The organism is Melioribacter sulfuriphilus (genome assembly GCF_052656625.1).
In genome coordinates this window covers 95,968-108,594 of sequence record NZ_JBQXXK010000009.1, presented here as the reverse complement: position 1 = coordinate 108,594, position 12,627 = coordinate 95,968, and the positions used below count along the sequence as shown (strand labels likewise).

The 12,627-nt window shown below is 36.9% G+C and carries 13 protein-coding genes; 7 read left to right on the top strand and 6 right to left on the bottom strand.

Going from position 1 to position 12,627, the window contains the following annotated elements:
* Window positions 1-58: 58 nt before the first annotated feature.
* From ACUN8G_RS12550 to ACUN8G_RS12535, 4 genes are all read right to left on the bottom strand, one after another.
* On the bottom strand, window positions 59-898 hold the full coding sequence (locus ACUN8G_RS12550; RefSeq protein WP_437345240.1) for a hypothetical protein: 840 nt from the start codon (window positions 896-898) through the stop codon (window positions 59-61).
* Window positions 895-1,758 (bottom strand): tetratricopeptide repeat protein, encoded by an 864-nt coding sequence (locus tag ACUN8G_RS12545; RefSeq protein ID WP_437345241.1) that lies wholly within the window; start codon window positions 1,756-1,758, stop codon window positions 895-897. The genes ACUN8G_RS12550 and ACUN8G_RS12545 overlap by 4 nt, the downstream gene beginning before the upstream one ends.
* Window positions 1,745-2,167, bottom strand: a complete 423-nt coding sequence (yidD, locus tag ACUN8G_RS12540; protein WP_437345242.1) for a membrane protein insertion efficiency factor YidD — start codon at window positions 2,165-2,167, stop codon at window positions 1,745-1,747. Before yidD ends, ACUN8G_RS12545 begins: the two co-directional genes overlap by 14 nt.
* Window positions 2,168-2,250: 83 nt before the next feature.
* The gene (locus tag ACUN8G_RS12535; protein ID WP_437345243.1) at window positions 2,251-3,399 is read right to left on the bottom strand and encodes an acyl-CoA dehydrogenase; all 1,149 of its coding nucleotides are present in this window, start codon (window positions 3,397-3,399) and stop codon (window positions 2,251-2,253) included.
* A 38-nt stretch (window positions 3,400-3,437) separates the two neighbouring features.
* Here ACUN8G_RS12535 and rlmN point away from each other — a divergent pair, with 38 nt between their 5' ends.
* From rlmN to ACUN8G_RS12500, 7 genes are read left to right on the top strand one after another with little or no spacing between them, the layout of a single operon-like run.
* Window positions 3,438-4,580 (top strand): dual-specificity RNA methyltransferase RlmN, encoded by a 1,143-nt coding sequence (gene rlmN, locus ACUN8G_RS12530; protein ID WP_437345244.1) that lies wholly within the window; start codon window positions 3,438-3,440, stop codon window positions 4,578-4,580.
* Between the two features lie 17 nt (window positions 4,581-4,597).
* The gene (locus tag ACUN8G_RS12525; protein WP_437345245.1) at window positions 4,598-5,107 is read left to right on the top strand and encodes a hypothetical protein; all 510 of its coding nucleotides are present in this window, start codon (window positions 4,598-4,600) and stop codon (window positions 5,105-5,107) included.
* A complete protein-coding gene (locus ACUN8G_RS12520; RefSeq protein WP_437345246.1) occupies window positions 5,107-5,550 on the top strand; it encodes a hypothetical protein in 444 nt (147 codons plus the stop codon). Before ACUN8G_RS12525 ends, ACUN8G_RS12520 begins: the two co-directional genes overlap by 1 nt.
* A gap of 50 nt (window positions 5,551-5,600) precedes the next feature.
* Complete coding sequence (locus ACUN8G_RS12515) at window positions 5,601-7,931, top strand: TonB-dependent receptor (protein ID WP_437345247.1); 2,331 nt, start codon at window positions 5,601-5,603, stop codon at window positions 7,929-7,931.
* Window positions 7,932-7,935: 4 nt separating this feature from the next.
* Entirely contained in the window at window positions 7,936-8,826 is an 891-nt protein-coding gene (locus ACUN8G_RS12510) for a DUF4249 family protein (protein ID WP_437345248.1), read from the top strand.
* A 43-nt stretch (window positions 8,827-8,869) separates the two neighbouring features.
* Window positions 8,870-9,193, top strand: coding sequence for a DMT family transporter (locus tag ACUN8G_RS12505; RefSeq protein ID WP_437345249.1), 324 nt, complete (start codon window positions 8,870-8,872; stop codon window positions 9,191-9,193).
* A gap of 2 nt (window positions 9,194-9,195) precedes the next feature.
* On the top strand, window positions 9,196-9,735 hold the full coding sequence (locus ACUN8G_RS12500; protein WP_437345250.1) for an RNA methyltransferase: 540 nt from the start codon (window positions 9,196-9,198) through the stop codon (window positions 9,733-9,735).
* On the opposite strand, the gene ACUN8G_RS12495 is transcribed toward ACUN8G_RS12500, so the two are convergent.
* Together ACUN8G_RS12495 and ACUN8G_RS12490 are read right to left on the bottom strand one after the other, a co-directional pair.
* A complete protein-coding gene (locus ACUN8G_RS12495; RefSeq protein WP_437345251.1) occupies window positions 9,732-10,388 on the bottom strand; it encodes an AlbA family DNA-binding domain-containing protein in 657 nt (218 codons plus the stop codon). The two genes, ACUN8G_RS12500 and ACUN8G_RS12495, sit on opposite strands and share 4 nt — an antisense overlap.
* Window positions 10,385-12,616 (bottom strand): tetratricopeptide repeat protein, encoded by a 2,232-nt coding sequence (locus ACUN8G_RS12490; RefSeq protein ID WP_437345252.1) that lies wholly within the window; start codon window positions 12,614-12,616, stop codon window positions 10,385-10,387. Before ACUN8G_RS12490 ends, ACUN8G_RS12495 begins: the two co-directional genes overlap by 4 nt.
* Window positions 12,617-12,627 lie beyond the last annotated feature (11 nt).

The window sequence follows — 12,627 nt, the reverse complement described above, 5'->3', positions numbered from 1 at the left end:
AGACCAAGTTCTTCGATTGTTTCGAGTGTAATTTTTCTAATAACGTCTTCCGTTATTTTCATGGTTTTGCTCCGTCATAATTTAACTGGAAATAAACGAGCGCACGGTTAAAAATTTCTTTGTTTCTTTTGTGTGCACTTTTTTCTGCAGCTTGGATACTTCCTCTGTAAAAACGTAACCATAAAAGAGCGCCATTTGCCATTCCGTCGAAAATACGTTCAGCCGCAAAAGCCTCCCCCGTAAAATAACCGAACAAAATGTTATATCCGAGAGATAATAGTCCTTGTAGATAATTGCCAGTATAAATGAGACCACTTCCCGGCACAATATAAGAAATTGTTTTTGCAAAAGTAACCGAATATTTTTCTTCGATAACATTCCTGCAAATTCGCTGCATCTCATACGACAATTGATTTTCCTTCAGAATCTGATAAGCCGATTCCCAATCTTCATCAAAAATGTGTATCCATGCCTTCCAGTATAAAAGCGAATCTTTTTTATTCTGGAATCTCGCATCATTCTCCATTTCATGAATGATTTCGCTGGCTCGTGGAAGTGTCCCTCTCAAAATATTCACCTTGACCATTTCGATTTTTGCCCTGAATTCGCTATTGGCATCATTAGCATCGAGCGCTGCTTTAAAAAAATATTTAACCGCATCGTCAAAGTGCGCACCTCCTTTATAAGATTTTCCTATCATCAGATTACAATAGTAAGAGTATTCCTGCTGACGATTAGTCGTCTCTGCAAAAAAAATGAGCCTTTTGTATTCTGTTATAGCATCAAAATAATTATGAGTTTTATAAAGACTGTCTGCTTTTGCCTTCAAAAACTCCAGAGAATTCTGAGCATTTATGGGACTTACAACAAATAGTAATATTAAGAGAAACTTTTTCATTGTAGTGTTAAGTCCGGTAAATAATAATTTCTTGAATGAAAATAAAATTTAATTTTTTTGGCAATTTCTATACGGATTTTTGCATTATAAATATTTGCCGAAGCAACCGAGCCATAAATATTTCCTGCATAAAATGCTGTTGCTATTCCGGCAAAAAGATAACCTCTAAATTTATGATTATGCTGAAAAGCCGATACGGAAAGATAAGCTGTTAGTCCTGTAACTATAAACGAAGTGACGCCGTCGCTTAAATTGCCTGTATAAATTTTTCCAGCTCCTGGAATAAAAGCTGAAAGAAGTCCGGCTTGTAATTCGCTCTTAAGTGGTGGATTAAGTTTAAGATAGTAGAGACTTTTTACTTCGGATCTGTTTGAATCCGGGAAGATCTCAAAGAATGCGGTCGTATCCTCTACTTTTTTGCCTTCATACAGATAAGATATTGCAGAAAGTAATTTCATTTTATCACGATATACTTCCGGTTGATAAACTTCATGTTGTGCCAGTTTTCTGAAATTATCGAATTTACCCGTCAAAAAATTCGACAGGTAAAATTTTAATTTTGCCTTATCTTCCAAACTCGAGTTAAAGAAAAGTGATTTGAAAGTTGCTGCGGCTTCTTCATAACGCTGCATGTTAAAAAAGCAGTCAGCGTACTTAAAGAGAGCAGTGTCGTTATACGAAGATTTAAGATAGGTTTTGTATTCATCCAGAGCTCTTAAATAATCATTTGTACTATAAAGGTAATTGGCAAATTTCAGCCGTAATTCTGGGGAGTAAAAATCGATGTCGGCTGTTTGAGCTACAAGCCTTAATTGAAGAAAAGAGAGAAGAAAAATTACAAGAAGCCTATTTATCGTCATTCAGAATCGCCTGATATTTTTTCGGTGAAAGCGAATAGATTTCGGGAGGGTCGTAAAATTTACCCTTCTTCGAAACGGGATAATGATTAAGTCCTTTGAAAAAATTGATATCTCGTTGAAACCTGTCAGAAAACATGAGAAATCCCTTAAATAATCCTTCCGCTTTGATTGATTTCACAAAGAATGCCGAACATGAAGGTTCGAAGGGGCAATTGTCGCCGTCAATATCGGAAATTAAAAAACGATAGCCGTTAGCAAGGAAAACAAGGAAGTCGTAATCATTCTGTTGAACCTCATCAATGCCATAGTCGACATAATTAATTTCAACCGCGCTCCATTTAATCCATTCGGCTTGTGCGTTCAATGTTGTGCCGAAAATCAATATATACAGTAATACTCGTATCATCATTCACTTAAAGTTAAGGTTCACTAAAATAATTAATTTTAACTACAAGATGGAGGGCGGAGATGAGAATTCCGCCCTCTAAAAAATTAATTGAAATGTTTCAAGATTTCTCGTGCAATAACAATTCTCTGAATTTCAGAAGTGCCTTCGTATATTTCTGTAATTTTAGCGTCGCGCAGATATCTTTCCACATGATACTCTCTAACATAACCATAGCCGCCATGTATTTGAATGGCTTCGAGTGAATTCTCGACCGCAACTTTTGAAGAATACAATTTTGCCATTGCTGCTGCTTCGATGTAATCCATCTGCCTGTCTTTCATAAAAGCTGCTTTAAGGGTTAGAAGTTTGGCAGCTTCGAGGTTAACCGCCATATCGGCAAGTTTGAACTGGATAGCCTGTAGATTTGCAATTTCGGAGCCGAAAGCTTTCCGAGTCTTTGAATATTTAACTGCTGCCGAAAAAGCAGCTTCGGCAATGCCGCAGGCTTGTGCAGCGATGCCAATTCTACCGCCGTTTAAGGTGTTCATTGCCACATTAAAACCTTTGCCGACTTCCCATAAAATATTTTCTTCGGGCACTTCGCAATTATCGAATAATAGTGAGCAAGTGTCGCTACTTCTGATGCCCAGTTTGTCCTCTTTTTTACCCTGTGTAAATCCCGGCATCCCTTTTTCTACAATGAAACAAGTAATACCTTTATGACGTTTTTCCCTATCGGTTTGAGCAAAGACCAAATAATAGTCCGCGTTAATACCGTTAGTAATCCAGTTTTTAGTACCGTTTATAATCCATTTACCACCTTTCTTAAAAGCAGATGTATGCTGGTGAGTAGCGTCGCTACCGGCTTCGGGTTCCGACAATGCAAAAGCCCCAAGTTTTTCGCCCCGCGCCAGGGGTTTAAGATATTTCTCTTTTTGATAATCCGTCCCCCATTCTTCCAGACCGTAGCATACCAGTGAATTGTTAACCGACATAATTACTCCTAGACTTGCATCTATTTTCGAAATCTCAATCATAGCCAGTACATAACTAATTGTGTCCAGTCCTGCCCCACCATAATCGGTCGACACCATCATGCCCATGAATCCCAGCTCCCCCAATTTTTTTACCAGGTCGTACGGAAAAACGGCGTTAATATCGCGTTCCACCACAGATGAAGCTACTTCGTTTTCCGCAAATTCTCTGGCTGTCTGTTGAATTAAAAGATGGTCCTCTGTAAGGTTAAAATCCATAAAGACTCCTGGCATTCGTTAAAATTATTTTATTTCTTATGAAACTAAGGAATGGAATTCCGAATATCAACCAAATTATTGACAGGCAATTAATTTATGGAGTATTTATATTTGGAATTATGAAAGACAATCCCAAAAAAATATTAAAAGGTCAGACGCTGAGTGAACTGCGCAATTATTTCGAATCGATCGGCGAGGCAAAATATCGCGGCGATCAGCTTTTTAACTGGCTCTATAATCATATTGTATTTGATGCGATGGAACTATCAAATTTTCCCAAAAGTTTGCGCATGCGACTGGCCGAAGAAACAGAATTTACTACTCTTACATTACTGGATAAACAACATTCAACCATAACAGGAACGATTAAATATTTGTTCTCAACAAATGACGGACACAAAATCGAATCGGTATTGATTCCCGACGGAGAAAGAAACACACTCTGTTTGTCGACACAGGTAGGCTGTCCCCTCGATTGTAAATTCTGTGCAACGGGATTAATGGGCTTTAAAAGAAATTTGACAGCTGGAGAAATAATTGATCAGTACCTCATAATTGCTTCTAATAACGGCAAAGAAAAAATAACAAATATAGTTTTTATGGGGATGGGTGAGCCATTAACCAATTACCAAAATACGTTGAAAGCTATCGAAATATTCACACACGAATTATCTAAAGGATTGAGTCGCAATCGAATCACAGTATCGACCGCAGGAATACCGGAAAAAATAAGGGAACTTGCTGATAGCAACCTTCGTGTAAAACTGGCATTTTCACTCCATTCTGCATTTAACGAAATCCGCAATAAAATTATGCCAATCAATAAAAAATATCCCCTCGAAAAAAATATTGAAGTATTGAAATATTATGCGGCCAAAACAAAAACACGAATTACTTTCGAATACACAATGCTTCGAGGTATTAACGATCGAAACGAAGATATAAAAGAATTAGTTAAATTGTGCAGTCAGATTCCATCTAAAATTAACATAATACCATTTAATAGCATTAAGCATATGAATCCAGGCGGAATTTCGGCAGAACTGGAACCGACTCCGTACGAAGAAATAATAAAATTTGCAGATAAATTGCGACAACACAACATAAGCGTTTTCATTAGAGATACTCAAGGCGACGATATTGCAGCTGCCTGTGGGCAATTGGCAGTTAAATATAACTAATTAAAAGTGAGTCAATCATGAAAGCAGCAATTATTATCCTGCTTTCGTTTATTCAGGTTTATTCGCAATCAACAGTAGAAAAAGCAAAAACTGTCCTCATATTACCTTTTTATGAACGACAGTTCAATGTATCGACAGAATTGTATCACTCTCTCAAGACGGGCTTTATGAGAGAAAATTATTTAGTACTGGCAAACGATACAGTGTGGAAAAAACTTGATAGTCTCGGCATTTCATTTTCCGACATCGATTCTGAGATTGCAGATTCGATAAAAAAAATCATCGACTGCGATTTAATTGTCTACGGAAGGATTGACGAGGATATTAAGCCACGCAGTTCATCTTTTCACGATCGAAACGTTTCTTATAAGCCTTTTATAATAAAAGTATACGATACGCGTTCAAAATCTCTGGTGCTCTATGAAAGGATAGAACTGATAAGCCGATGGGGACTTTTCAGCGACAATACTGAAATTCACGATATCGGATATAAAACGGCATTGAAATTAAGGGCGCGAGGCTACTAATGATAAATCGATCGTTAATTCTAATTTCGATAATTATAGCATCATACGGTTGTGAAGTGTCGAATACCGAACCAGAAGCACATAATTTCAGGTTCGAGCAATTAGATGGCTGTCAAACTCTCTTGTACCAGAATAGTCTGGATAAGTCAACCGCTGCAAAGGACAGTTGTTTTAATTACAGCTTTAACGAAAATTTAGTAGTTGAGTTTTGCGTAAGAGGAAACTGCTGTCCCGATTCCAACCGATTTGCTGTAGATGGAAAAGTAGTGGGAGACACTATCAACATAGCAGTCAAAGACACCGCAGCTAACTTATGCAGATGTATCTGCAATTACATTATTTTGGCAGAATTTCAGAATTTAACCGGCGACGAATATTTTGTTAAATGCATAGAAAAAGACTCGGGCAAAATTCTTTATCTGAGAGAAGTAAAACGTCGCTAACTTTTTTGAAGTTGTTTCGTCATATATTCATAAATTTTCCAATTATTCGAATGAAAAAACTGATAATAATTTGTTTCCTTTTTTCGTCTCTTGTTTACTCTCAGCAGAAAGGAACTATTAATGGTTTTATATACGACGTCTCCAATGGCGAGGCTCTAATCGGAGCAAATATTTATCTTAAAGGGATCAATCTGGGAACGGCTTCGAACACCAGTGGTTACTATGCTATCCCAAATATTCCCGAAGGGACATACGAGCTTACGGCAAGTTATATCGGCTACGAAACTTTTTCTACTAAATTCACAATTAAAAAAGGGGAAGAAAAAAGGCTCGATATTAAATTAACTCCGAAAGCTGTTGAAAGTCAGGAAGTTGTGGTTTCAGCCGATTCGGTCGGAGTGCCAGAAAGACTTTTCAACAAACCGGTATCGAAAATTGACCTTACCCCCGTTCAATTGAGCAGAGTGCCACAAGTAGTAGAAGCCGACCTGTTACGCACACTACAAAGCATGCCAGGCATTGTGCCTGTATCCGATTTTTCCTCAGCAATATATGTGCGGGGTGGTACACCTGATCAGAATTTATTTTTAATCGACGGCACGGATGTTTACAATCCCGAACATGCATTCGGATTGTTTTCTACTTTCAATACTGATGCAATTAAAAAAGTAGAAGTATATAAAGGAGGATTCGGCGCCGAATATGGTGGTCGCCTATCGGCAGTAATAAACGTTACCAACAACGACGGTAACAGAAAAAATTTCGAAGGGAAAACTACATTAAGTCTTCTTACATTAAATACTACTTTACAAGCACCGATTGGTAAAATTGGTTCGCTATCCGGCTCATTGCGCCGTACCTACCTCGATCAAACACTTGCAAAAGTAATTGATGACATACCAGACTATTATTTTCTGGATGGTAACTTAAAAGCCTTTTTTGATATTAATAATAAAAATAAACTAAGCATAAGTTTTTATGGCGGCATAGACGACCTCGATTTCAAGTTGGATGAAGACCGTCCTCAATCATTCGGCTTCAAATATGTTTGGGGAAATCAAACGGGGAGTATTAACTGGAAAACAATATTATCCCCAAAACTTTTCGGAAATTTCTGGATAACCGCCAGTAGATTTTTCTCTGATTTTAATATTGATCTAGTTGAATTCAGAGAGGAAAACAGAATTGAGGATTTTACTTTTAAAGGAGCGATTGATTATTTCTATAGCAAAGAGTTTAATTTTAAATTGGGTTTCGAACAAAAGAATATTAACGGAGCTTTAAAACAGAGTTTCACGTCTGCGCGCATCGATGTATCGAAACACAGAACTCTCTACTCACTTTATTTCAGTGCACAATGGAATCCAAATCCTCTCTGGAATATCGAAACGGGTCTGCGCTACGATTATTTCGATTCCGACAAAAATTTTAGTAATCTCGATCCGCGTTTGACAATCAAATATAGACTAACTGAGGAGAGCAACCTTAAATTTTCCACCGGAATTTTTCATCAATATGCAAACAGAATTCCGAGATTATTTTTCGTAAGCATCTGGGTCAGTGCCGACGATTACATAAACGGTTCCAGTTCAAACCATTACATCCTCAGTTACCAGCGCATGCTCACTAAAAATGTCGAATTGGAAATTGAGGGCTATTATAAAACATACAACAACATTTACTCCTTCAATCCCAATTATACAGCGGAAGTGGAACCGCAGGGTTATTCGGAAGACAATTTACCCATCTTTGCTTCAACCAAAGGTTTGTTCAACCGCGGTGATGGGCATTCGAAAGGCATTGAAATTCTGCTCAGAAAAGACGCTGGAGCATTAACTGGCTGGCTGGCCTATTCTTACGCACAAACAGAATATCTAATTAATAACGTTAACAATAACAATTATTTCAATCCCAGACACGACAGAACTCATGCAATAAATTTTGTACTCAATGCTGATCTAAACAATCTATTCAACGAATTATACGGAAGGAAATTTACTAATAGCAAAAAGCAATGGAATCTGGGATTAAACTTCACGTACTTTTCAGGACAACCAATTACACTCCCCGCTTCAGTTTATATTGCAAATTCTGTTCCCGACTGGGACTTAACCAAGAACAGTTTACAACTTTATCCTTCAGGAATAAATGAATTCAGGTTACCATATTATGCACGACTCGATCTTAGTATCAATTATAAAATATTATACGATGGATGGTCACTTTCTCCTTACATTCAGGTATTTAATCTACTCAATAGAAAAAATGTATGGTTTATTCAATACGAAAATGAAATTGAAAATAATACTGCACGATTGAAAGTTAAAGATGTAACAATGTTTCCAATTCTTCCAAGTATTGGCATTACAATAAAATTCTGATAAAATGAAAAAATATTTATTAGCAATACTTAGTTTGTTACTGGTAGCATGCGGTGAAGGTACCGTTGAAATTGGTACCGAACAGTACAAACCGAAAATTGTAGTTGAAGGGTATCTTATACCAGGGAGTTCCATAAAAGGAATTCGTATAACCAGAAATTTCCCGATTAACACTCAACCAAATCCTTTTGATCTTATTCTAAAAAATGCCAACGTTAAGATTACAGAGATTGAAACAGGGACTACAGAACTCCTTTCCTACAACGATTCAATGTTTTCATTTGAGGGTTCGGACAATTTTGTTATCAAATATAATAAGTCATACCGCCTAACAGTTGAAGCTGATATTGATGGTTATCGTCTCAGAGCCTCAAGCGTAACGACTACGCCTGCAGAAGGTTTCGAAGTCATACGTGGAGAGTCGGTACTCGATTCGATGAAATACCGTCAGAAGGAAACTGATAACAATGTCAAAAATTTCAAAGTTGTCTTTAAACCATCGCCTGGAACGGACTTTTATGCTTTTTCAATAGTTGCACTCGATGCTTCATATTCTACGTTTATTTACGATAATCCATATATCGCTGTCGATTCGTCGGACCTCGACGAGAATTTTGATAATTTGAGGAATCAGCTTAAATGGCTTCAGTACGTAAATTCATCGGCAGAAAAAATTGAATATGAGATCGAGTGGCTCGATACCTGGTTCTACGGCAGATACCGTTTAATAATTTATGCTGGGGACGAAAATTTCCGTCGCTTCCTTTTAACTCATAACAACGTTCAGGAACCAGATGGTAATTTCCATGAACCGTTGATGAACTTCGAAGGCGATGCCATTGGTATTTTCGGTTCGTATCTTGCTGATACTCTCTACTTCAAAGTTCTCAAGTAATATCTTCTCGTATTTATTATCTTTGTAAAAAAAATTTTTTTGTATGGGTTGGATTTACATATTAATTGCCGCTTTGTTCGAAATAAGCTGGGTTGTTGGCTTAAAATACAGCAACGGACTTACTAATCTTAAAGCGAGCATTTTTACCATAATTACAATGCTACTTAGTTTTTATTTTCTTGCACTCGGTTCAAAAGAATTGCCGATAGGAACTGCTTATGCTGTATGGACAGGCGCTGGAGCAGTTGGTACAGTAATTTACGGCATGTTCTTCTTTAACGAATCGAAAGAATTTTTAAGAATATTTTTTATTATGATGATTATTCTTGGAATAATAGGCCTGAAATTAACTGACAAACAATTTTGACAATGAGAAAATTATCGCACGAAGAAATTTCAAAAAACAGAAGCACACTCGATACGCTTCATAGAGTAAAAAAATTGCCCGTCTACGCTGTCCTTCACAATATCAGAAGTAGCTACAACGTAGGCTCGATATTGCGTACTTCGGACGGAGCCATGATAGAAAAATTGTATTTGTGTGGGTTCACTCCTGCACCTCCGAAAAAAGAAGTCCTCAAAACATCGCTTGGTGCTGAAGAGAGCGTAGCCTGGGAATATATTAAAGATACCAAAAGCATTATTAATGAGCTTAAATCTAAAGGCATTAAAATTTGTGCACTGGAATTGACCGATAGCAGCAAACCGTATTATAATCTAACAAAAAATGATTTTCCGCTCTGCCTAGTAGTTGGGAATGAAATCAGCGGAGTAACCGACGATATACTCGAATTATGCGATATTTCAATTGAAATTCCTCAGTACGGAATAAAGCAGTCGTTGAATGTAGCGGTTGCTTATGGCATATCGATTTTCGATTTAAGGAGGATTTACGATACAAATAATTAGCCCGCATATGTAAAATAGCTTTCCCCTCTGTCGTTAATATGAATCAGCAAAATATTTGCACGGACAAGTTTAATTAAAGTACGCGACGCTCTACGTTCAGAGATATTCGCAATTTTACAAAGAGTTTTAACGGTTATCGTTTCATGCCTGTCAAGGTAATCAAAAACAATTTTTTCGTTTTTCCCAAGAGAATAATTTTTTAACGACACGCCTGCTGACTGTGTCTGTAACAACTTGATCATTTCTTTACTCGCCTGTACGCTTTTATCGTTAATCCTGACGTACACAATTGCGTTATTTAAATCAAGGTTGGGTTTATAATCCTGTAGTCTATGGGGTTTAAGTTTAGATTCTTTAATTTCCACGACCATAATTTCTTTGTCATTAATTGGAATAACTGAGGTAGAATATTCGATAGGTGGTTCAATAAATTCACGTGCGGTTTTTTCAATTAACTCGAGATCGGATTTTTCACTTTCGATGCCATAAATTTTTTTATCGTCGTCCACTCCAAATAAAAGATAGCCACCGCGCGTATTTGCAAAAGCCATCATTTCTTTGGCAATCTTTTCGTAGGAGGAGAAGCGCTGTTTGAATTCAACATATAAACTTTCACCTCCTTCTATTAATTCCAATATTTTTTTGCGGTTCATTTCAAAAGCTTTTTCTTCACAGAATCGGCTTTTTCTTCGTGTTGAATTACTGGATGTTTTGTAGTATCCTGTTTAACGCCTTCGGATTTTTCCTCTTGAATTAATTCCCTTTTCATCATTTCTTTTTTCACATTAACTGAGTCAACCGTCTTTTCAGCATCATGTACTTCCCTCGTTTTTACGGTATCCTTAGATGCGTTTATCTTTTCGGCTTTTTCTTTCTCAAGTCGTTCCATTTCATCTTTGTATGTATTATACTTTGCAGCCACAGCTTTTCCATAAGGCGTCGAAAGGTAATCTTTGGAAGTCAATATTTTATAGTAAAATGCAGCTGAATCGTTCTTCGCCTGTTCTTCGTAGATAAATCCGATGTAATAAATTGACTTTGGTGCATAGGGTGAACGGGGATGCTGAAGATAAATATTTTTAAATGCCGCAATTGCCTCGTTATAATTTTTCTGGTAATATTTTTCTTCAGCTTCAACATATAACTTTTCGACAGGATCATCAACTTCTTTTATTTCAGTTGCATCTTCTATTAAACCGAGTTGCTTACCAGCCGCTGTATATAATTTATGTCGGGGATAATTATCATAAATTATTTTAAAAAGACTATCGGCTTTTTCTTTGTTCCCTTCGGCTTCGTAATATGTACCAAGCGCGTAAAGTGTATTAACCTTGAACTGACTTTCTGGATACTCTTCCAGAACTTTGTTGAAATAAAACAATGCAGAGTCAACATTGTTCAGTTCTGAATAAAACAAATTTCCTTTTTCAAACAGATTCTCTGCTATTAAAGATTTAATCGAATCGACACTAATTGAAGGTCGCGCGGGCTTTTTGACTTTTCCTTTTGCAATTAAGTCGATTAGCGACTGATTTTTTTCCGACATATCAGTAGTGTCGCTTACGGTTGTATCTTTAACGGCAACGGTATCCTCTTGGGACTCGCCTTCTTTGCTCCTTCTCAAAGGGTTATTTGTTCGAGCAGTATTCCGTTCCATTTTTTGGCGGTTCTGTTCGAGGTATTGTTTGTATGCAATATCGTAATCGACCGAATCGCGTATGAACCGGTCAGGATTCACCATGTAAATATATTGCAGATTTAAGTCGTTAATTTGGTCGTTCAGTTTGAAATATTTATCCATTACTTTATTGTGCGATACTACCTCGGCTTTCAATTCCCTGTCAATTAAAGGAGAAGTAACCACCTTATTATAATATTTGTAGGCACTATCAAAATCTCCTTTGTATAGTTCATAAATTTTTCCGATCATAATATCGGCAGAGACAGCAGAATTTTTCTTTTTGTATGTGGTATCGATATTCTTGTAAATCTCAAGAGCTTTATCAATTTCTTCTTTTTCATAATAAATATTACCCAGTTCCAGAATAATCCTATCTTCCTGTTCCTTGAATTTACCTTCGCCCAACAAATCATTAATCATTTCCTCGCTCTCTTCGACTTTGCCCAGGTCTCTTAAAAGTCGGGCGTATTCAATTCTACTTTCAAATTCGACGTCGAAGGAGGGAGAATATTCGAGAACTTTTGCAAAAGATTCGAGCGCTTTTTCTTTGTTGTCAAGGATAAGATGGATCTTACCAAGCTGATAATAAATCAAAGCCACCGTTTCGTCGTCTTCGGCATTAGTAAGAAATGAATTACACTCGTCTACTGCATTTTCGTATTCTTCCCTGAATAGAAGAAATGCAATTTTAGTTATCGAAGCTTTTTCAAATAACTCATAATCTTCGTCGACAAGAGCTGTCTTTTTTACTTCTTCGATGAGGTTGAGACCCTCTTCGAAATTTCGAAGTTGCAGATGTGTTTTAGCCAGCCACAATTTATTTTCGAGGGCATATTCCGATTCCGGGATGGCAGACAATTCAATGAATTTACGTTGAGCTCTCGCATATTCCTGCTGATAATAAAATGCTTTGCCGGTAAGGAAAAGCGCATCGTCGAAATACGAAGATTCTGTATCGAACTGTAATATTTTAGAGCACTTTTCGATAACCCTCGTCAACTCTTTATCGAGTTGAGGTCGGACTTTTTCCATTCTAAAAATAAATGGATCTGTTTGTTCTTTAAGGATATCTTCTTCAGCGCGTTCGAAAATTGTTTTTGCATTATAGTAGGTGTTGAAATAAGTAGTAAAATTTTTCCAGAGGCTGCAGGAATAGAAAACGAATCCAATCGAAATAAAAATAAAAGTTCTCTTGAACATAAAATTACCGT